Source organism: Woeseia oceani, from assembly GCF_001677435.1.
GTDB classification, from domain to species: domain Bacteria; phylum Pseudomonadota; class Gammaproteobacteria; order Steroidobacterales; family Woeseiaceae; genus Woeseia; species Woeseia oceani.
Genome location: NZ_CP016268.1, coordinates 1,982,560 through 2,002,382, shown reverse-complemented (window position 1 = coordinate 2,002,382; position 19,823 = coordinate 1,982,560). Strand labels below are relative to the sequence as shown.

Annotated in this window: 19 protein-coding genes and 1 tRNA gene; 6 read left to right on the top strand and 14 right to left on the bottom strand. The window is 57.8% G+C overall.

Annotated features, from left to right (window positions below; all coding sequences use genetic code 11):
* Window positions 1–99 precede the first annotated feature (99 nt).
* Both acnA and BA177_RS08885 read left to right on the top strand, forming a co-directional pair.
* Window positions 100–2,778: an aconitate hydratase AcnA gene (gene acnA, locus BA177_RS08890; RefSeq protein WP_068615520.1), complete on the top strand. Its 2,679-nt coding sequence runs from the start codon at window positions 100–102 to the stop codon at window positions 2,776–2,778.
* A gap of 172 nt (window positions 2,779–2,950) precedes the next feature.
* The gene (locus tag BA177_RS08885; protein WP_231892513.1) at window positions 2,951–3,958 is read left to right on the top strand and encodes a DUF2333 family protein; all 1,008 of its coding nucleotides are present in this window, start codon (window positions 2,951–2,953) and stop codon (window positions 3,956–3,958) included.
* A gap of 18 nt (window positions 3,959–3,976) precedes the next feature.
* On the opposite strand, the gene BA177_RS08880 is transcribed toward BA177_RS08885, so the two are convergent.
* Both BA177_RS08880 and BA177_RS08875 read right to left on the bottom strand, forming a co-directional pair.
* Window positions 3,977–4,747, bottom strand: coding sequence for a M48 family metallopeptidase (locus BA177_RS08880; protein ID WP_068615519.1), 771 nt, complete (start codon window positions 4,745–4,747; stop codon window positions 3,977–3,979).
* A 10-nt stretch (window positions 4,748–4,757) separates the two neighbouring features.
* Window positions 4,758–5,483: a DUF4097 family beta strand repeat-containing protein gene (locus BA177_RS08875; RefSeq protein ID WP_156762757.1), complete on the bottom strand. Its 726-nt coding sequence runs from the start codon at window positions 5,481–5,483 to the stop codon at window positions 4,758–4,760.
* A 161-nt stretch (window positions 5,484–5,644) separates the two neighbouring features.
* On the opposite strand from BA177_RS08875, the gene BA177_RS08870 reads away from it, so the two are divergent.
* From BA177_RS08870 to BA177_RS08855, 4 genes are read left to right on the top strand one after another with little or no spacing between them, the layout of a single operon-like run.
* Window positions 5,645–6,529 carry an ABC transporter ATP-binding protein gene (locus BA177_RS08870; RefSeq protein WP_068615517.1) on the top strand — a complete coding sequence of 295 codons (885 nt, stop codon included), beginning with the start codon at window positions 5,645–5,647 and terminating at the stop codon, window positions 6,527–6,529.
* A gap of 10 nt (window positions 6,530–6,539) precedes the next feature.
* Entirely contained in the window at window positions 6,540–7,553 is a 1,014-nt protein-coding gene (locus BA177_RS08865) for an ABC transporter permease (RefSeq protein ID WP_068615515.1), read from the top strand.
* Between the two features lie 43 nt (window positions 7,554–7,596).
* Window positions 7,597–8,394: a TatD family hydrolase gene (locus BA177_RS08860; RefSeq protein ID WP_068615513.1), complete on the top strand. Its 798-nt coding sequence runs from the start codon at window positions 7,597–7,599 to the stop codon at window positions 8,392–8,394.
* Complete coding sequence (locus BA177_RS08855) at window positions 8,391–8,819, top strand: hypothetical protein (protein WP_068615511.1); 429 nt, start codon at window positions 8,391–8,393, stop codon at window positions 8,817–8,819. The genes BA177_RS08860 and BA177_RS08855 overlap by 4 nt, the downstream gene beginning before the upstream one ends.
* On the opposite strand, the gene BA177_RS08850 is transcribed toward BA177_RS08855, so the two are convergent.
* The 12 genes from BA177_RS08850 to ybgC all read right to left on the bottom strand — a co-directional run bounded on the left by BA177_RS08850 (window position 8,820) and on the right by ybgC (window position 19,821).
* On the bottom strand, window positions 8,820–9,440 hold the full coding sequence (locus tag BA177_RS08850; protein ID WP_068615509.1) for a nuclease-related domain-containing protein: 621 nt from the start codon (window positions 9,438–9,440) through the stop codon (window positions 8,820–8,822).
* Between the two features lie 42 nt (window positions 9,441–9,482).
* Entirely contained in the window at window positions 9,483–10,820 is a 1,338-nt protein-coding gene (gene thrC / locus BA177_RS08845; protein ID WP_068615507.1) for a threonine synthase, read from the bottom strand.
* Window positions 10,817–11,770, bottom strand: coding sequence for a homoserine kinase (locus BA177_RS08840; RefSeq protein ID WP_068615505.1), 954 nt, complete (start codon window positions 11,768–11,770; stop codon window positions 10,817–10,819). Before BA177_RS08840 ends, thrC begins: the two co-directional genes overlap by 4 nt.
* Entirely contained in the window at window positions 11,770–14,250 is a 2,481-nt protein-coding gene (gene thrA, locus BA177_RS08835; protein WP_197493399.1) for a bifunctional aspartate kinase/homoserine dehydrogenase I, read from the bottom strand. The genes BA177_RS08840 and thrA overlap by 1 nt, the downstream gene beginning before the upstream one ends.
* 114 nt (window positions 14,251–14,364) lie before the next feature.
* Window positions 14,365–14,439 (bottom strand) — tRNA-Lys (locus BA177_RS08830).
* A gap of 126 nt (window positions 14,440–14,565) precedes the next feature.
* Window positions 14,566–15,342, bottom strand: coding sequence for a tol-pal system protein YbgF (gene ybgF / locus BA177_RS08825; protein ID WP_068619139.1), 777 nt, complete (start codon window positions 15,340–15,342; stop codon window positions 14,566–14,568).
* Between the two features lie 12 nt (window positions 15,343–15,354).
* Window positions 15,355–15,885, bottom strand: a complete 531-nt coding sequence (pal, locus tag BA177_RS08820) for a peptidoglycan-associated lipoprotein Pal (protein WP_068615501.1) — start codon at window positions 15,883–15,885, stop codon at window positions 15,355–15,357.
* A 115-nt stretch (window positions 15,886–16,000) separates the two neighbouring features.
* A complete protein-coding gene (gene tolB, locus BA177_RS08815; RefSeq protein ID WP_068615499.1) occupies window positions 16,001–17,308 on the bottom strand; it encodes a Tol-Pal system beta propeller repeat protein TolB in 1,308 nt (435 codons plus the stop codon).
* A 42-nt stretch (window positions 17,309–17,350) separates the two neighbouring features.
* Window positions 17,351–18,256 (bottom strand): cell envelope integrity protein TolA, encoded by a 906-nt coding sequence (locus BA177_RS08810; RefSeq protein WP_068615496.1) that lies wholly within the window; start codon window positions 18,254–18,256, stop codon window positions 17,351–17,353.
* 14 nt (window positions 18,257–18,270) lie between these two features.
* The gene (gene tolR / locus BA177_RS08805; protein WP_068615494.1) at window positions 18,271–18,714 is read right to left on the bottom strand and encodes a protein TolR; all 444 of its coding nucleotides are present in this window, start codon (window positions 18,712–18,714) and stop codon (window positions 18,271–18,273) included.
* 1 nt (window position 18,715) lies between these two features.
* Window positions 18,716–19,405 carry a protein TolQ gene (tolQ, locus tag BA177_RS08800; protein WP_068615492.1) on the bottom strand — a complete coding sequence of 230 codons (690 nt, stop codon included), beginning with the start codon at window positions 19,403–19,405 and terminating at the stop codon, window positions 18,716–18,718.
* A complete protein-coding gene (gene ybgC, locus BA177_RS08795; RefSeq protein ID WP_068615491.1) occupies window positions 19,402–19,821 on the bottom strand; it encodes a tol-pal system-associated acyl-CoA thioesterase in 420 nt (139 codons plus the stop codon). Before ybgC ends, tolQ begins: the two co-directional genes overlap by 4 nt.
* Window positions 19,822–19,823 lie beyond the last annotated feature (2 nt).

Sequence of the window (19,823 nt, the reverse complement as noted above, 5' to 3'; positions counted from 1 at the left end):
GCCGCCCCGCGAGTTGCTGCTGACTCGGCCCCAACGGTGCGTCGTTTCGTCAGGCTGGCTAGCGAGCAATCAAGAAATTCACTATCCCGGAGAGACACTATGACGGACAGCTTCGGCGCCCGTACAACGCTTGAGGTTGGCGGCCAGAATCACGAGATCTACAAGCTCGACGCAGTGACCGAAGGTCACGTTGATCGCCTGCCCTATTCACTGAAAATTCTGCTGGAAAACCTGCTGCGCCACGAAGACGGCCGTGACGTGACCCGCGCCGATATACTGGCGCTTGCGAACTGGGATCCCAAAGCGCAACCCAGCACCGAAATCTCATTCACGCCGAGCCGGGTGATCCTGCAGGACTTTACGGGTGTACCCGCTGTCGTGGATCTCGCCGCCATGCGCGATGCCGTTGTCAAACTGGGCGGCAGCGCTGACAAGATTAACCCACTGTCACCTGCCGAACTGGTAATCGACCACTCCGTCCAGGTTGATCGCTACGGCAGCGCCGACTCACTGGACCTGAACAACAAGATCGAGTTCAACCGCAACAAGGAACGCTACTCGTTCCTGCGTTGGGGCCAGACCGCATTTGAAAACTTCCGGGTTGTACCGCCGAATACCGGCATCGTCCATCAGGTCAATCTTGAGTACCTTGGGCGGGTGGTATTCGATGCCGAAAAAGACGGCGTCAAGCGCGCTTACCCGGACACGGTCGTGGGCACCGACTCGCATACCACGATGATCAACGGCCTCGGCGTACTCGGCTGGGGCGTCGGCGGCATCGAAGCCGAAGCGGCCATGCTCGGCCAGCCGATTACCATGCTGATTCCGCAAGTGGTCGGGTTCAAACTGACCGGCAATCTGACCGAAGGCACGACCGCGACCGACCTCGTACTGACAGTAACCGAAATGCTCCGCGAACGCGGCGTGGTCGGCAAGTTCGTCGAATTCTTTGGTGACGGCCTGAGCCAGTTACCGTTGGCCGATCGGGCCACGCTCGGCAACATGTCGCCGGAATTCGGCAGCACCTGCGCTATCTTCCCTATCGATGCTGAAACCATTCGTTACCTGACTCTCTCCGGTCGCGATGCCAAACACATCGAACTGATCGAAGCCTACGCACGTGCTCAGGGCATGTGGCGCGAAGAAGGCGCACCCGACGCACTTTACAGCGACATGCTGGAACTCGACATGAGCACGGTTGAACCGAGCATTGCCGGACCGAAACGTCCGCAAGACCGGATTGCGCTCAGTGCCGCCGACACGACCTTCCTCGGACACCTGGAGAAGTCTGTAGCCGATCGCGGCCAAGGCGGCAAAGCAACGGTTACCGCCAATGGTCAGAGCTACGAACTGAAAGACGGTGCCGTATTGATCGCCGCAATTACCAGTTGCACGAACACCTCCAACCCGGCCGTCATGCTGGCCGCCGGTTTGCTTGCGCGGAATGCCAAAGAACGTGGGCTGACGACCAAACCGTGGGTCAAGACCAGCCTTGCACCCGGTTCCAAGGTCGTTACCGACTACCTGGAAAAAGCCGGGCTAATAGATGACCTCGACGCGATGGGCTTTTACACCGTCGGCTATGGCTGCACGACTTGCATCGGCAACTCAGGCCCGCTGAAAGACGAAATCGAGCAAGCTGTCAAAGACAACAACATCGTTGGTTGCAGTGTGTTGTCCGGCAACCGTAACTTCGAAGGACGCATCCATCCGCTGGTACAGATGAACTTCCTAGCGTCGCCGCCATTGGTTGTTGCGTACGCGTTGGCTGGAAACATGGACATCAACCTATACACCGACCCACTCGGTCAGGACAGTGACGGCAACGATGTGTTCATGAAAGACATCTGGCCCAGCGCCAAAGAAGTTCAGGACGTCATCACCAGCAGCATCGACTCCAGCATGTTCAAGAACAGTTATGCCGGAGTATTCGATGGCGACAAGAACTGGAACGGCCTGGCAGTACCGGAGGGTGAAATCTACACCTGGGACAGCGCATCGACGTACGTCAAGAACCCGCCTTATTTCGAAGGCATGACGCTCGAAACGCAACCGGTCAGCAACATCAAAGGCGCTCGCGTCCTGGCCCTGTTGGGTGATTCAGTAACTACCGACCATATTTCACCGGCCGGTTCGATCGCCGCTGACAGCCCGGCTGCGAAATACCTTGCCGAGCAAGGTGTGCAACGTGCCGACTTCAACTCCTACGGCTCGCGGCGTGGCAATCACGAAGTCATGATGCGCGGTACTTTCGCAAATATCCGCTTGCGCAATCAATTGGCACCGGGAACTGAAGGTGGCTGGACACGACATCAGCCCACAGGCGAGGAAATGTCCATTTACGATGCGTCGCTGAAATACCGTCTCGATGGCACCCCGTTGATAGTCCTGGCGGGCTCCGAATACGGCACGGGATCGTCGCGCGACTGGGCCGCCAAAGGCACTCTGCTGCTCGGCGTCAAGGCGGTCATTGCGCGCAGTTTTGAACGTATTCACCGTTCGAACCTGATCGGCATGGGCGTGTTGCCATTGCAGTTCAAGGACGGCGAAAGTGCCGAATCGTTGGGTCTGACCGGCAAAGAGACCTTTGATATCGATGGGCAGAACGACGCCAGTGCCAAGACGGTTACCGTCACCGCCCGGGCGGAAGACGGAGCCACCGTGAGCTTTGAGGCGCTGGTCCGTATTGACACGCCCAAGGAGCGCGATTACTACGAGCATGGCGGCATCCTGCACTACGTATTACGGCAACTGGTTGGCGCTGCCAAGGCCGCCTGAAGCCCGCAAGAGCGACGCGGTTCCGCGGGCGTTCCTGCCCGCGGAACACGCTGCGTTGCGGACAGTCCAAAGAGCATGAACCGTCACGTCCACGCAGTCGTCGGCCGGCTGACACAGGTACCGACGCCGCATTGCAATTAACGCTGGCACACCGCAAGGTAAAGGCACTATCGTGTTCAATCGCAAGCAAGCATCGGCTGACAAGCCTCAATCCCCACGCCCTGTCTGGCAGAAACTGACCGCGGCTGTCGCGCTCGGCGTGCTGCTCCTGATGACTGTGCTGGGCTGGTACTGGTCGCGCATGCCCGACGTGTTCTGGGTAAACACCAAAGCGGATGGTCAGGCGGAAGTCGTAGGCTTTGCAACCACCGATACCCTCGTACGAGTCGCTGAAGTGCTGTTGGACAAACCCGGTGGCTACCTCAGTAACGACGTAATGCCACCCAGCGTCTTTCTCGACAACATGCCCAACTGGGAATTCGGCGTCTTGCAGCAGGTCCGCGATCTGTCACGCACCATTCGCAACGACTACAGTCGCAGCCAGTCACAATCGAAAGAAGACGAGGATGTCGCCAAGGCAGATCCCGAGTTCAATGTGGATCATCAGTCCTGGATCATGCCGCGCAGTGAAACCGAGTATCGGTCGGCGATTGAAGGTTTCACCCGCTATCGCGACCGCCTTGCGGGCGGTCGTGACGCCCAGTTTTTTGCCCGCGCCGACAACCTCCGCGAATGGCTCTCACAAGTCGAAAAGCGCCTGGGCAGCCTTAGCCGCCGCCTGGGCGACAGCGTGATGGTCAGCGTCATTAACACCGATCTTGCCGGCGACTCGGCGGCCGAGTCGAACAGTTCATTACCGGACAACGTGCCGGTGCAAACGTCGTGGTTCAAAATCGACGACATCTTCTTTGAGGCCCGCGGCACATCATGGGCACTGGTGCATTTTTTCCGCGCGGCAGAACTGGATTTCCACCAGGTTCTGGCGGACAAGAATGCCGCAACCAGCATGCGGCAGATTATTCGTGAACTCGAAGCCAGCCTGCAGCCACTGCGCTCGCCCGTTATCCTGAATGGCGGTGGCTTCGGCCTAACGGCCAATCACTCGCTGGTGATGGCCAACTACCTGGCTCGCGCCAATGCGGCGGTGATTAATCTGCGGGAATTGCTCGATCAGGGTTAAGCACTGTTCCTGCGACGTTCAGACCAGCCCTACCCATACGGGGACGTCGCGCCAGGAGTCCCCTAACTGCCGATCGAGATTTCGGTAGTCGCCGCAATATTTGCCGACGAGATTCCAAAAACGGCGCGAATGGTTCATATGCCGTCCGTGACAGAGTTCATGCACCAGCAGGTAATGCAGTAACTCCGGTCGCAGAAACAATAAGCACAAATTCAGGCTAATAGTGCCGCTGCTACTCCGACTGCCCCAGCAGGTCTTTTGTGCCCGGATCTGCATTCGTTCAAAATCAATACCGGTTAATTTCGACAATGCCAGCAAGCGCGGCTTGTACTCGTATCTGGCAAGTACCGCCAGCCAGCGCCGCAAAGCTGCAACGCATTTCGCTTCGTTTTCTATGGGACCGGTCAGCCATACGTCGTCACCTTGCTGACGCCAGCGAACGGACTTGAAGTCACGCTGTTCGACGTAGTGGATTCGAAATACACGCTGGATAGCCGGCAGCTCGACGCTGACCGGCAAGGCAAACTCTTCGTGGCCGTGCTCCCGGGCAAAGTGTTCACGGGCCTGGCGGATCCACTCGCGGTTGTCCCTGACAAACTGCGCAACATCCGCTGCTCGCGTACGTCGTGGCACAACGACCTCCACACGGCCGCGAGGAAACACCTTGATCGACAGTCGCTTCGCCCGCGCGCTTTCCCGAATGCTGAAATCCGCTTCACGAATGGTCGGCGATGCCGGTGCCGACGCATCGTCGGCAAACAGTGATAATTGAGGGGCTGCGCTGCGCACAGCCCCTATTCTACGGGCGCGCGCCGCTAAAGCGAACCGCGTCGTTCAAACTCATCTCGCCACTGACCGTCGATACTGTCGCCGACTCGCTTATAAAGAGCTCGACCTCTCTTTCCAGCTGGATTTTCCCCAGGATTTGCGTGCCGGGTCCTACAATGACACGCGGTTTTCGCTGGTTCTTTTCGCTCCAGCGCCAACCACCGGGCTTTTCGACGATCAGATTGCCACGAACAACGCTGTTGTCTGTCAGCGTCACGTCGCCATTAACCGTGCTGACGTCACCGCCTATGTCACTGCGGTAGACAGTAATATCCCCGTTAACGTTTGAAACATCGTCTGCAACGGTACCGCCACTGGCTATCTCAATCTTGCCGTTGACGATCGAAATATTGCCTGTCACCCGAACATTCTCGCCCAGGCGAATGTTGCCGTTAACGCTTTCCAGATCGTCCGCCATCACACCGGAGGCCAGCCGGATACCGCCATTTACGGTTTCCACGTCCTCGACCTGACTATCCCGATCCACTGTGATCGAACCGTTCACGGTGCTCAGTGAGCCGCTGATAACGGCATTGCTACCAACCGTAATACTGCCGTTGACCGTCGACCGGCCACCGGTTTCCGTACCATCGTCAATACGGATACTCTTGTTAAGATTGGCAGCCAGCGCGGTACCGGCGAGGCACATCAGGACGAGGCCCAGTAAAGAGCGCGGTAAAACTGAGGGGGTCAACATGGTCATGCTCCTGTTCGTATGCTTACTGGCTTTATGATGCCGCCGGACGCACAACGGTTGTATTCGGCTCCGACGAGTACCGTATTTGGGCTATGCCGGGCCACCCTGTCCCGGTAACCTAGGGCCTTCCCCGACTGACGCCCGTTCAACGAGCCGTGCGTATGACTATCGCATTGCAGGCCTGCCACCTGCGCAAACAATACCCCGGTGTGCTGGCCGTCGATGATGTCAGTTTTGAGGTGGCAGAGGGCCTCTGCTTCGGCCTGCTCGGCCCTAATGGCGCCGGCAAGACCACCACCGTGGAAATCATCGAGGGCGTTATGCCGCCCAGCGCCGGCGAGGTCTACTATTTTGGCGAACTGGCCGGTAGTCGTTTCCGTGAGGAAACCGGCATTCAGTTTCAGAACACCGCGCTCCAGGATCACCTGAGCGTGCGTGAGACGCTGCAAATGTTCCAAAGCCTCTACGACCGCAAGGCTGATATCGACCGGCTGTTATGCGAATGTTCGTTGGTCGATCTGGCTGAACGTGACAACCGGAAATTGTCCGGCGGCCAACGGCAGCGGCTGCTGCTGGCGGTCGCCCTGATCAATCGACCACGGCTGGTTTTTCTCGATGAACCAACAACCGGCCTGGACCCACAAGCGCGCCGTAATTTCTGGGACCTGGTAAGGCGTATTCAGCGGGACGGAACGACGATTATTCTGACCACACACTACATGGACGAAGCCGAGGTCCTGTGCGACCAGATCGCAATTATGGATGCCGGACTGATCATTGCCAACGGCTCACCCGACGCACTGCTGCGCGAACGTTACCGGAATGTGATCATTGAATTGCCCGCCGAGGACGTTGGCGAACAGCTTACGGGTATCGAACACCGAAAGCGCGACACCGGGAACATCATCGAAATTCTCACCGACGATGTCTACGCGAGCCTGCAGGCGCTTGCACCTCAGGTAACGAATCTGAATCGCATGAAGATTCGTCAGCCCAATCTGGATGATCTGTTCCTCGATCTAACCGGCCACACGCTGCGTTCCTGAGAACAGTACCGTGCTGAATCGTATCTATGCAATTTTCCGGGCCCGTAATCTCGAGTTTGTGCGAGACCGCGGCACCCTGAGCTGGAACCTTATTCTGCCACTAGGGTTGGTGTTCGGACTCTCGTTCATTTTCGGCGCGGAGCAACAATCCGAATTTACGGTCGGCGTCATTCCCGGTGCAGCCAGTATTCAGCCAGGTACGGAAGTGTTTCTGCAAACTCGCTACGTCGATTTCGTGGACATTGCCGATCAGGCTGCTGGTGAACGCAAAGTCGCACGACACCAGCTGGATTTGCTGATTCGTCCCGGGACCATCACTGAGTACTGGGTCAATCCCGAATCACCGCGCGGCTACTTTGCCGAACGCATCCTGCTGCAAGCGAACCCGGAAGCCCGGCGGCAGTCCATTGCAGGCGCGCCCGTTCGTTACGTCGACTGGGTTTTGCCAGGCATACTGGGCATGAACATGATGTTCAGTTGTTTGTTCGGCGTGGGTTACGTTGTAGTGCGTTATCGAAAAAATGGCTTCCTGAAACGACTTCGCGCAACACCGCTGCGGGCCATTGAATTCGTCATCGCACAAATTGCTTCGCGATTGGTGCTCATCATGAGCATCACCGTTTTTATTTACGTTGGCACCGCATTTTTCCTGGACACCCGTATGGGCGGCAGCCATGCGACCTTGTTCCTGATCGCAACCACTGGCGCAGTGTCCCTCGTCTCGTTAGGCCTGCTGGTTGCAGCCCGGGTTACCAGTGAGGAACTGGCTGGTGGCTTGTTGAACATGGTCTCCTGGCCGATGATGCTGTTGTCCGGCGTGTGGTTTTCGCTGGAAGCGGCCGCACCTTGGGTGCAGGCAGTGGCGCAAATTTTCCCGTTAACCCACGTACTTGCCGCCGCTCGTGCCGTCATGATCGACGGCGCCAGCCTGGCGGACGTTGCATTGAGCTTGCTGGTTCTGTTATTTATGAGCGCCGTTTTTCTGGGGCTGGCCGCTGCATTGTTTCGCTGGCGACCGAATTAGCCCTCGCTCGACTCCGGCCAGTACCTTTCACGGACGAAATTTCATGTTGATCGACATTGGTGCCAACCTTACTCACGACAGTTTTGCCGACGACCTTGACGCCGTTTTGCAGCGCGCGCGCGATGCCGGAGTCGCCCAGTTAGTCGTGACCGGGGCCAGCGAGCAAGGAAGTCGTGATGCTGTTGCGCTTGCGGAGCGCCACAGCGGTACCTTGTTCGCAACCTGCGGCGTCCACCCGCATCACGCCCAGGAATACAACGATACGGTGCACACGGCATTGAATGATCTGGCGCCGCACCCTTCTGTTGTTGCGCTCGGCGAATGCGGTCTCGACTATTTTCGTGACTATTCCCCACGCAACGCACAACGAGTGGCGTTCAAGCGGCAACTGGACCTCGCCGTCGAACATCAACTGCCGGTGTTCCTGCATCAACGGGATGCACATGACGATTTCGTCAGTATCTTGCAACCGTACATAGGGCGCATTCGCAACGCCGTCGCTCACTGTTTTACCGGCGATGAGGCCATGCTCAAAGACTACCTGGACATGGGACTGTCCATCGGCATAACCGGATGGATATGTGACGAACGGCGCGGCGCGCACCTGCTCGACCTGATCGCAACAATTCCGCCAAAGCGCCTGATGCTCGAGACCGATGCACCGTACTTGTTGCCGAGAACACTGCGCCCGAAACCCGCATCGCGCCGTAACGAACCCGCTTACTTGCAGGAAGTGCTGAGAGTGGCTGCGGCAGCGGGTAATATGGACGCCGATTGGCTGGCTGCGTTGACCAGTGCCAATGCGCGTCGATTTTTCGACCTGCCCGAGGTGTCGAAATGAAAGAAGTCAAAGTTTGGTTTGCCGTGGGCTGGGCCGCATTGCTGTTGAGCAGCATGATTTCCATGATGGCGGTATTCATGGGCTCAGGCAGTGGCGACCTGCACGGCCTGCTTGTGTTTCAATTACTGATGGTGCCGGTCACCGTCATCGCCATAGTGTTCTATACCGTGCAAGCAAGAGCACACGCAGCCGGTGGCAGTGGACTGGCACTATTGTGGGCACACATCCCGGGGATCATGTTGTTTGCGGTGGCGTCCGCAATGTCGATGACATTGATCGCCGAGCTGTCTTTCATCCTGATCAGCATGCTGACTGAACAGCCGCGATCGTGGCTGGAACACGTGCCCTCCGCAACCGCGGCATTCAGCTCCCTGGCGCTCGCGGCAGCCTACGGAAACCTGCAACTCACTCCGCAGCCGCGTTGATCAGTCGCGAATAACCGGGGCTCTGCGACGCCGGTTACTGAAGGTCTCGTCCACCCTGGCCTGTGACCGCAATTGCTCCCAGTGCGGCTTGAACGCATCGACTCTTGCTGCTGCACCGGTCTTGTCGCTGTCACCGAACTCTTTCTGCAACTCGTCCAGATTGCAGACAAGATCCGGTACACCTTTGGTGAAATCGGCGCCGTCCAGAAACAGAACGCGACCGGTAACGGGAACCTGTCTGACGATGTTGCTGACCGCCGCTATCCTGTCGTACAAAGCAGGCTGGGGATTCGCGAAAGTATAGCGACGCTCCTTGCCGATGACCGTCCAGTCCTGCATCTTGTCACTGCCGAACACGATGCCATCCACTTCTTTGACGTCGAGCACCAGCAGGCCTTGTGCAGTCAACAGCAGGTGTTCAATGTGAATTTCGCCCTCGTCCATTTTGGCAATAACGAGATCACTTAGTCTTTCATAGGCGATCGTTTTGATCACAGCATCGAACGAACGTCTGTCCGTATAGAAATGCCGATACACAAGCCACAGCACGAGCAACAGCAGCACGCCCAGCAATGGAATCAGGTAACTCTGCGGCAGAAAGTCGGACACGGAATTCTTCATTGGCTAAGGGGGATGCCGGGTCAATAGCCCTGCACTTCAGTATTACTTATCGCCGCTTGTGTCGGCGGCGTCAACCTGAAAGCCAGCTTTCAAAGCAGCAGCAAGTGCTGCGAGGTTCGGGTTCATGGAAACCGCATTGCTGGGGCGCGCCAGAATGGCGCTGAGCGCAGCTGGCACCTCAACCGAAGTTTCGATTAGCGGTTCCACGATTGTTTCGAATTTCGCCGCGTGCGCGGTGCTGACCAGTACCCAGTCCTCTGTTGCCCGTCGCTCCGCATCCAGGCTGCGCCAAGCACTGGTGGCCGTGGCGGTGTGTGGACAGGTAGCGATGCCGAATTCAGCGTAGTTGCGCTTGATCTCGGCCGATATCTGTTCATCACTGACAGCATAGGCAGAAATGCGCTGCTGCAGATCGGCGGCATCGCCGTGCAGCGCGCGCAATCGTTCCATGTTGCTCGGGTTACCAACATCCATGGCCGACGCCAGCGTTTGCAAACTGGTTCGCGGCAGCCATTCAGCCCCTGCGAGGTAGTCAGCGATCAATCGATTCTCATTGACCGCAAGCACGATTTGCCCAATCGGAAAGCCCATGTCTCTCGCGAGAATGCAGGCGAGTCCATTGCCAAGATTGCCTGTCGGTATCACAAAGGACGGACGTCGCCCTGTCTCGCGATAGTGCTGCAAACTGGCATGTACGTAATAGATACTCTGCGGCAGCAGCCTGCCGATGTTGATGCTGTTGGCTGAACTGAAGCGGAAGGTGCTCGCAAGCGCCGCATCCACAAAGGCTTCCTTGACCAGCCGCTGGCAATCGTCGAACGCGCCTTTGACCGCCAGCGACAACACGTTTTTGCCCCAACAGGTAAGTTGCTTTTCCTGACGCGGCGATACGCGCCCTTCGGGAAACAGGACGGCAACGCGAATACCGGGTCGGCCGTCGAATGCTGCAGCAACGGCACCGCCAGTATCACCGGACGTCGCCACGAGGATCGTCAACGGTTGTTGATGCCCACCCGACAGCCGTGACAGGCACGCGGCCAGAAAACCGGCACCGACATCCTTGAAAGCAGCTGTCGGTCCATGGAACAGCTCCAGCATGGCAACCCGGCGCTCCCCTTCTTGCAAGGTGCGTACAGGTATAGGAAACGAATAGGTCTCCGCGACAATCTCCGCAAGCGATGCATGCAGTGATGAGCCGTCGAAGAACGGTGCCAGAACCTTCACGGCCGTTTGCTGGATAGTCCCGCAATCGGCGAAGTCATCGGGTGCAAATACCGGCAATGACTCAGGCATGAACAGGCCACCGTCACTGGCGATGCCCTGCATCAACGCTTCATCAAGACTGACCGATTGTGAACCGCGGGTACTGACGAATTTCATTCGGCTGGCCCCACGGATGCACCGGCTGCCGTCAATGGGCTGATCCAGAGCTGGCATTCGTAGCCATCACCGCGACAAGCCGCCTCCATGGCACTGGCAACGTCAGCCGCATCTTCCGTCGCGCACAGCGCGAAAATGCTGGGACCGCTGCCCGACAGGGAGCAACCGTAGGCCTTTTGCCCAAGCGCGGCTTGCTTGACCGCCGGGAAACAGGGGACCATCGCCGCGCGTTGCGGCTCGATGATCACGTCCTGCAGGCAGCGTGCGAGCAAGCTCCGGTCACCGGTCCGGCACGCCTCCACGAAACCCACTATATAGCCCTGCTGGGCCAGCCACTGATCCATCGTTACGTTGCGCGACAAGCCTCGTCGGGACTCCGCCGTGTTGACCTGCAATTCCGGGTGCAACAGGACGCTGCTGATTCCGTCACTGGTGCCCAGACTGACGATCTCCGGCAGCAACACCGGCGGGCAAAACACGAGGCCGCCGAGCAAACTTGGTGCCACGTTATCCGCATGAATGCCGCCACTGGCGACCGCTTCCCCGGCCAGCGCATAAGGCATCAGCTCCGCCATGGACAGTGGTTCAGCCAACAGTGCGTTTGCCGCGACCGCGCCTGCAGCGGCTGAGGCTGCCGAACTGCCCATCCCGGATTGCAAAGGCACGCCTTTCCGGACGATCAGTTCCAGGCCACCATCGCCCCGCTCCGCCCACAATGCGGCGGCTGCAACGCCTGCGGTGTTCTCTTCGATGCTGGTGGAGAGCCCTGTGTGCAATTCACCATCCAGGCCGTAAACAGCGCTGATAAACACCTCGCTGCCTGTTGTTCGTCGTGCAAGCACCCGGTCGCCCGCGCCTTCTATGGCTAAACCAAGCATGTCAAAGCCAACCGCCACATTACCTATGGATGCCGGCGCAAACGCGCTGACGAAGTCACCGTCCCTGACCATCAGTCATTTCCTTTCAAGTAAGCGGCAAGCCGCAGCAGATCGCCAAACACGCCGCCGGCGGTAACTTCCGGACCCGCTCCCGGGCCCTGTACCACGAGCGGGTTCTGCGCATAACGGTCCGTCACAAACTGCACAATATTGTCGGTAAGGTTGATGTTCGCCAGCGGATTATCGGTTGGGATCATTTGCAGCCCTACAGCTGCCTCACCTTTGTCGTTCAAGGTCGCGACGTAACGCAGGACCTTGCCTTGCTCCCGCGCGGCAATAAATTGCGATTCCATCTCCGTATCGTAATCGGCAAGGCCGGACAGGAATTCGTCAACAGGCGCATCGCGCAGCTTTTCCGGAATCAGGTTTTGCACCGGGAACCCGCCTATATCGAGTGACAGGCCCAACTCACGAGCCAGTATGGTTAGCTTGCGCGCTACGTCCATGCCGGACAGGTCATCGCGCGGGTCCGGTTCCGTATATCCGCTGCTTTTGGCTTCGCGAACGATTTCCGAAAACGGCTTGGTAGCGTCGTACACGTTGAACAAATACGCGAGCGTACCGGAGAAAATACCGGTGATGCTGCGTACCTTGTCGCCCGTGTTGATCAGATCGCGAATAGTGGAAATTATCGGCAATGCGGCGCCCACAGTGGTTTCATACATGTAGTGAGCGCTGCCTCGCCGCGCGGCAACACGCAATGCCTGATAAGCAGCCAGACTTCCGCTGAACGCCTTCTTGTTCGGGGTAACTACATGGATACCTCTTTCGAGCCAGTTTGCATACTGCCCGGCCACTTCATTGTTTGATGTGCAGTCGATAATGGCGGCATGCGGCAAGTGGTCGGCATCGACGTGCTCCACAAATTTTTGCAGATCAAACGCCTGTTCGGATTTTTCCATCGCGGCCCGCCAGTCGGCGAGCTCGATGCGCCGGTCGTCCATGATCATCGCTTTGGAACGGCCAATCGCCCGTACGCGCAGATCTATCTGGAATTCATCCCGCAGGACCTCGCTTTGCTTGTGCAACTGATCCAGTAAGGCGCCACCGACCAGACCAGGCCCGATAACACCGATCGAGATAGTCTTGGTCGACAGATAGAACCCGGAGTGAACAGCACGCAAAGCACGCGTGGATTCACTGGCATCAATCACCGCTGAGATATTGCGCTCGGAGGAACCCTGGGCAATCGCACGGATGTTGATACCGGCTCTGGCGAGGCTGGAAAAGAAGCGTGCCGCGAGGCCGACGGCGCCGGCCATGTTGTCACCGACAACCGCAATAATACTCTGGGCGCGGGTTACGTCGACCCTCTGGATCTGGCCATCCTTCAGTTCTTCCGCAAACGCACCAGAAATAACCCGCTTCGCCTTGTCCGCCAGTTCTTCCGGCACTGCGATGCAGATCGAGTGTTCGGAGCTCGCCTGAGAAATCAAGGTTACCGAAACACGGGCTTGCTTCAATGCAGCAAACAAGCGGTCCGCCGTGCCCGGTACGCCGATCATTCCCGTACCTTCGAGGTTGACGAGCGCCATCCGGTCTATCGCCGTGATGCCTTTGACCGAGTTGCCCACTTCAATCGTTGCGCCGATACGGCTGCCGGGCCGATCAGGCGCGAACGTATTGCGAATCAATACAGTGATGTCATTGTCAATGGCCGGGCCAAGCGTTTGCGGATGAATGACCTTGGCGCCGAAATAGGCCAGCTCAAGCGCTTCGTTGTAGCTCAGGGCATCGATGATCTGTGCGTCGGGTACCCGATTCGGGTCACCGCTCATGACGCCATCGACATCAGTCCAGATCGTGAGCTCATCAGCACCGGCGAGAGCGGCAAATATGGCGGCAGAAAAATCGCTGCCGTTACGACCCAAGGTGGTGTGGCAATCTTCTTCATCGACCGCAATGAACCCGGTGATGACCACAACACCCTGTTCGAAGTTGCCAATTTGCTGATCAAATTTCCGCTGGGAGACGGGCCAGTTGACCGCCGGGCCGAGTTCGCCATGCCGGACCGTAAGAATGTCACGGGCATCCAGCCACCGACCACCGCGCTGGTCGGGCAGCGTCTCACCAAGATAGGCGGCGAGCAATCGCGTTGACCATAATTCGCCGAATCCGGCGACCTGATCCCGCGATCGCTGGGTTGCGGTTTGGGTGTCCGCAACAGCACGCAGCATGTCGGTCAGGTCACGTGCATCCTGCAGCCATTGGTCAATGACACCGGGGCGCGACTCGGTACTAAGCAGTTCGTCGGCTGCCGCCGCATAGCGGTCACCCAGCGCCTTGAGTTCCTGCTCGTATTGCTTGTCATCTTTTGCGGCAAGTTCGGTTAGTTGCAGCAATCGGTCAGTCATACCGCCCATGGCGGATACAACCACGCCAACCCGAGCGGCCGGCTGTGATTTGATGATATCTGCTACGCGGCGGAAGCAAGCCGCGTCAAACAGACTGCTACCGCCAAATTTATGAAACTTCCAAGGTTCTACTGCCACGAATCGATCACCCAGCCGCCAAACAAAGTCGCATATGATAACGGCGCGGCAAACAGGCGTCGCCTGTTTTATTTGAAATCAGTGAAGTTGATCAGGAACCGATCGGGAGAAAAATGGTGGGGCGTGTAGGATTTGAACCTACGACCAGTCGGTTAAAAGCCGAATGCTCTACCACTGAGCTAACGCCCCCCATAGGGCGCATCGATCGGGGGCAAAATTGACGCCCGTTGTATCGATGACTGCGCTGATTCAGCGCCGGGCGGGGATAATACCGGACCGACGCCAAATAACAAGTTCCCGTTCCTCGTGTATGGGCTAGTGGCCCTCGTCCTGCATTCTTGAGAGCCGTTGCTCGGCCAACCTGGCCGCCGTGGTATCAGCGTACTCAGCCTGTACCCGGCGTAATGCCGCCCGTGCGTCGTCCCATTTTTTCAGTTCGTAATTGCAATAGCCCATCTTGAGCAAAGCGTCGGGCACTTTGCGCGACCGGGGGTATTTATCGACCACAAGTTTGAACTGAGTTAATGCCTCGCCAAATTCGCCCGACACGTAGTAGGACTCGGCGAGCCAGTACTGCGCATTGTCCGCACGCTGACTATCCGGAAAACTGACCAGGAACTGGCGGAAAGCCATGGCTGCCGGCTCGTAACGCTGTTCTTTCAGCAACTCAAACGCTGCCTGATAGTTGTCCAGGTCAGAGCCACCCGGCAACGGCAATTCGCCGGGCGCTAATGAGCCACCGTCGAGAACGCTGACACTCTGAACCGGTCGCGCGCTGCGCTCCAGATTCTGAATCCGCTCGTCCAGATCCCGGTAGAGTTCACGTTGCCGGGAGGCGCCCTCCTCTTTCTCGTGTTCGAGAGTTTCTATACGCCCCTGCAATTCGGCGCCGCGCCGCTGCAACTCGTCAACCTGCACCGTCAGATCCACCAGACTGCCATTGGCCAGAATGCGCTCCAACGCGGCAAGGCGGCGCTCCACCTCAACCAGACGCTGTTGCATCGGGTCTTCAGCGGGCGGTGTCAGTGCCGTGCAGCCCTGCAGACTCATTGCTGTCGTCAGCAGGAGCGCGAGACCTTTAGCTCTATTCACGATCACGCCCGCCTAGTTGGTGTACTTGATTTCGACGCGGCGGTTCTGCTGGTAAGAATCTTCGTCGCTGCCGAACGCCGCCGGGCGCTCTTCACCGAAACTGACCGTCGATATCTGGTTCGCTGCCGCACCCTGAATGAGCATCATCCGGCGCACAGTCTGCGCGCGCCGTTCACCCAGGCCGATATTGTATTCACGGGAACCGCGCTCATCGGCGTGGCCTTCAAGACGCACGCTCAGCTGCGCGTTATTCGCCAGTCTGTTGGCGTGCCTGGCGAGCAAATCAGCGTACACCGGTCGCAGCTCCGACTGGTCAAAATCAAAATAAAGAACCATGCCAAGCTCGCCGGCCATCTCGTCGCCAAATTCCTCGCCCTGATCGAGACCATCGGTCTCCCAGCCGCGGGTGCCGGCCGACGAATCGTTGTCCATACCGGAGCCAATTTCACTGTTCGGCTCAGGGTCCGGCAGGGTCGGTGTTTTGCTACAAGCGCCCAGGATCAGCACGAGCAGAGAAAGAGATAACAGTTTGTAGTGGTTCATGGTGACATCCTTAAGCAAGGCCGAGCAATTTCAGCCTTCAGCGTTGGGCGAAAAATAGAATAGTTTCTAATCAAATACAATAAATTACACAAGCTTTTACTGTGAATTCGCGGCTTTAGTAGCGCGGGAAAGGCGACCAGACCGGCTCACGGACGTCGCCTTCACCCGATGCCAGTCTCTGCCGAATCAGCCCATCCGCCGAAACCGTAGCCAGGACACCCTGGCGCCCCTGACGCGTGGCGTAGATCAAGGTATCGCTGTTCGGTGCAAAACTGGGGGATTCGTCCTGATCGCCGGTCGACAGGATCAGGAGCTGGCGGCTCGCAAGGTCCTGAACGGCAATCTGAAACTGGCCACGATTCTGATGCACCAGCGCCAGCTTTTTGCCATCCGGAGACAGCCTCGGGCGCGCATTGTAACTGCCCTCAAAGGTGACCCGTTCCGGCGTTCCGCCGTTGGCGCTGATCCGGTAGACCTGCGGCCCGCCACTGCGATCCGAGGTGAAGTAAATCTGCGAGCCATCCGGCGACCAACTGCCTTCCGTGTCAATCGAGCGATTGGTCGTCAGGCGCGTCACCTCGCGACTGGCAATATCCATGACGTGAATATCGAGATTGCCATCCGGACCACCCAGGGTCAGCACGAGTTTACGTCCGTCCGGAGAGAATGACGGCGAACCGTTGATGCCAGCCCGATTCGAAACCCGAACGCGGTTCCCCGTACGTAGAGTCTGGATAAATATGGAGGAGACGCTGCCTTCAAAGGATACGTACGCGATACGCCGACTGTCAGGCGACCAGGCCGGAGACATGATCGGGTCTGCCGACTCCATGATCGTGTGTTCATTCTCACCATCGGCATCCGCGACTATGAGTCGGTACAAGCGGTCACGACCAGTGCCGGTTGCCGTCACGTAGGTGACCTGGGTGCCGAACACGCCCGGAATTCCAGTCAACTTTTCGTAAATCATGTCCGCGGCACGATGTGCGCCAACGCGCATGGTGCCGCGGCTTGCCGGCATTCGGTATCCGACCAACTGTTCGCGGCCGAATACATCGAATAACTGAAACTGGATGCTGTAAACGTTGTCGCCAGTCTGTGTGACCCGCCCGATTACCAGTGCTTCAACGCCCAGAATGGACCAGTCTGAAAAGTTGACGTCCACACCACTGGTAGGCCGCTGCAGCATTTTGTTGATGTCGATCGGTGCGAAACGACCGCTGCGCTGCAAGTCAGCGGCAATAACCGCAGCGACATCAATCGGTGCTGCAGCGCCATCGCCTTCCCACGCGAAGGGAACAACCGCCACCGGCACTTGTTTCCCTGCGCCACGGGTGATTTCGACGTTCAGTTCAGCACGCGCCAAACCGCTGGCGAGTAACAAACTGGCAAGAGCAACACGTACTAGCAAGTGTAATTTCATATTCTTCCAGTCCAGGATCAGGCAGACCTGCAATGAGGTGCCCTATTGTTCAGGTTTGACGACGATCCGCAAGTTTCGATCGAATAGCGCCCGGTTCTGAGGCTGAGGCAATGGCGTCGCTTTGTATATAGCCGCCTCGATCGAACGCCGTACCGCCGCATCGCCGTTACACCGGTCTATGACCACGTCAACGACATCGCCTCCCGGCAACTGGGTCACCAGTGCCACGCACTCGATACCAGGTTGCGCGCTGGGCGGGCGTACCCAGTTTCTCTGTATTTTTTGCTGAATGGCGTAAATGTAGCGCGCCATTTCACCTGATTGTTGCGCCGCCAGCCGTTTAGCTTCTTCGGCCAGTTCTGCGTCGAGACGCCGCTTGCGTTCTGCCTCCTCCGCTTCGCGCTTTTTGCGTTCGTTTTCCAGTCGCTGTCGTTCGACTTCTTCCTTGCGCTTGCGTTCCGCTTCTTCGCGTTGTTTTTCTTTCTCCGCTTCTTCGCGCTTCTTGCGTTCGGCTTCCGCTTTTTGCTGCCTTATACGTTCTGCTTCCTGTTCCTTGCGGATGCGTTCCTGCTCTTCGCGCAGCTGAATCTGCCGCACCCGTTCCTGTTCCTCACGTATATCCTGCTGGCGCTTCTCTTCCTCCAGCCGTTGCCGTTCCTGCTCCGCGGGATCGGGGACTGGCGGTGTTTCAGGCTCCGATTCGGGTTCGGGTTCGGGTTCGGGCTCAGGTTCGGGCTCATCCACCGGCGGTTCATCGATAACCGGCTCGGGTGCCTTTTGAGTCACCGTTTGCATGTCGGCTTCGGTCACCAGGGTCGCGGTCATGGCCAACGGTATTGCCGGTTGCTGCGCACGGGAAAAGTCCAGACCCACGATCATCAGTGCCGCAATAATCACGTGCAGCAGGATAGCCAATGCAACCGGAATGATGTTGAGATCGTCGCGCATGCGGATAAAGCGGCTTATTCCGGAATCGGGTACGTGTCGAGGGGATCAGTAACGAAGCCCACCTTGGCAGCACCCGCACGTTGCAGCAAAACCATTGCACCCACCACATTGCCGTAAGGCACTGCGCGATCACCTTTTACCAACACCGGTATATTCGGATGCTCGTTAATCAGGATACTGGCGCGTCGCACTATTTCGTCAGCCGACGCCGGGCTGTCCTGACCGTCCCCAAAATTGATAAACAGATTGCCGTCACGGTCAACGCTGAGCACCAGCGGTGGCGTATCCGGCAAGTCCGTGATGGGTTCAGCGCCGGCTTTTGGCAACTCCACCTGCACGCCTTGAGTCAACAGCGGCGCAGTAACCATGAAAATGATCAGCAACACCAGCATCACGTCGATGTAGGGCACGACGTTGATATCGCCCATCAATTTGCGCTTCTGCAGTGGCGATGCCATCTCAGGCTCCGGTCCGCGCGCGAGCGTGGCGCTGGAGGATACTGGTGAACTCTTCCATGAATCCGTCGTAGCGAATCTCAAGTCGCACGACTTTGTCCGCATAGCGGTTGTACGCAACAACGGCCGGAATGGCGGCAAACAGGCCCATCGCCGTTGCTACCAGCGCTTCCGAAATGCCTGGCGCAACCGACGCGAGGGTTGCGGCCTGCGGGTTGGCGCCGAGACCGTGGAACGAACCCATGATGCCCCAGACGGTTCCAAACAAACCGATGTACGGACTGGTAGAGCCAATAGTCGCCAACGTAGCCAGGCTCTGCTCAAGCCGGTCCACTTCGCGCATCTGCGAGACCCGCATTGCGCGTTGGCATTCCTCGACAATCTTCGCAGGTTCAACGTCACCTTGCTGTTTGATTCGTGAAAATTCCCGAAACCCGGATTCGAAAATGCTGGCCATTCCGATGTTGCCGTCTTTGCGCCGCGCCGTGTTCTGGTACAGGGACTGCAGATCGCCGCCCGACCAAAAACTGGACTCAAAATCATCTGAGGCCGATTTGGTTCGGTGAATCAGCCGCCGTTTGGTAAAAATGATGCTCCAGGAAACCACGGATGCACCGAGCAGGATCAGCATAACTATCTGCACGGGCAGGCTGGCTTCCAGAACCAGGCTCATAAGCGACATATCAGGCGTCATATTTTCGATTCCTCGAAGAGATCGGCGGGTAATCTGACTGGTTTCATCGTGTCCGCGTTCAAATACGCGGCACGCGTGCGGCCCCGAACCAGTAATTCCCCATTGGTGCGTGAAATAATTTGTTCCAGGTCGAAGCTGGCGCGCGCGCGATTGAGCAGACGTGCACTAACTGTCAACTGGTCATTGAATCTGGCTGGCTTCAGAAACTCCGCTTGAGTATCGACCACAACGAAAACCCGTCTCTGCTCCTGCATCAATACATCCTGTTCGACACCGAGAGCGCGCAACCATTCCGTACGCGCCCGTTCCATGTAGCGGAAATAATTTGCGTAGTAGACAACACCCTGCGCATCCGTGTCTTCATAATAGACGCGGACGGGCCAAAGGAAGGCGGATTGATCAGCGGATAGAGGCATGG

Bases quoted from the DNA above. Each gene is read 5' to 3' on its own strand.
- BA177_RS08810 (WP_068615496.1), bottom strand. From the start codon at position 18,256: ATGCGCGACGATCTCAACATCATTCCGGTTGCATTGGCTATCCTGCTG.
- BA177_RS08840 (WP_068615505.1), bottom strand. From the start codon at position 11,770: ATGGTCAGGGACGGTGACTTCGTCAGCGCGTTTGCGCCGGCATCCATA.
- tolR (WP_068615494.1), bottom strand. From the start codon at position 18,714: ATGGCATCGCCACTGCAGAAGCGCAAATTGATGGGCGATATCAACGTC.
- tolB (WP_068615499.1), bottom strand. From the start codon at position 17,308: ATGAAATTACACTTGCTAGTACGTGTTGCTCTTGCCAGTTTGTTACTC.
- BA177_RS08860 (WP_068615513.1), top strand. From the start codon at position 7,597: ATGTTGATCGACATTGGTGCCAACCTTACTCACGACAGTTTTGCCGAC.
- ybgC (WP_068615491.1), bottom strand. From the start codon at position 19,821: ATGCCTCTATCCGCTGATCAATCCGCCTTCCTTTGGCCCGTCCGCGTC.
- BA177_RS08870 (WP_068615517.1), top strand. From the start codon at position 5,645: ATGACTATCGCATTGCAGGCCTGCCACCTGCGCAAACAATACCCCGGT.
- BA177_RS08875 (WP_156762757.1), bottom strand. From the start codon at position 5,483: ATGTTGACCCCCTCAGTTTTACCGCGCTCTTTACTGGGCCTCGTCCTG.
- acnA (WP_068615520.1), top strand. From the start codon at position 100: ATGACGGACAGCTTCGGCGCCCGTACAACGCTTGAGGTTGGCGGCCAG.
- BA177_RS08850 (WP_068615509.1), bottom strand. From the start codon at position 9,440: ATGAAGAATTCCGTGTCCGACTTTCTGCCGCAGAGTTACCTGATTCCA.
- tolQ (WP_068615492.1), bottom strand. From the start codon at position 19,405: ATGACGCCTGATATGTCGCTTATGAGCCTGGTTCTGGAAGCCAGCCTG.
- pal (WP_068615501.1), bottom strand. From the start codon at position 15,885: ATGAACCACTACAAACTGTTATCTCTTTCTCTGCTCGTGCTGATCCTG.
- thrC (WP_068615507.1), bottom strand. From the start codon at position 10,820: ATGAAATTCGTCAGTACCCGCGGTTCACAATCGGTCAGTCTTGATGAA.
- BA177_RS08855 (WP_068615511.1), top strand. From the start codon at position 8,391: ATGAAAGAAGTCAAAGTTTGGTTTGCCGTGGGCTGGGCCGCATTGCTG.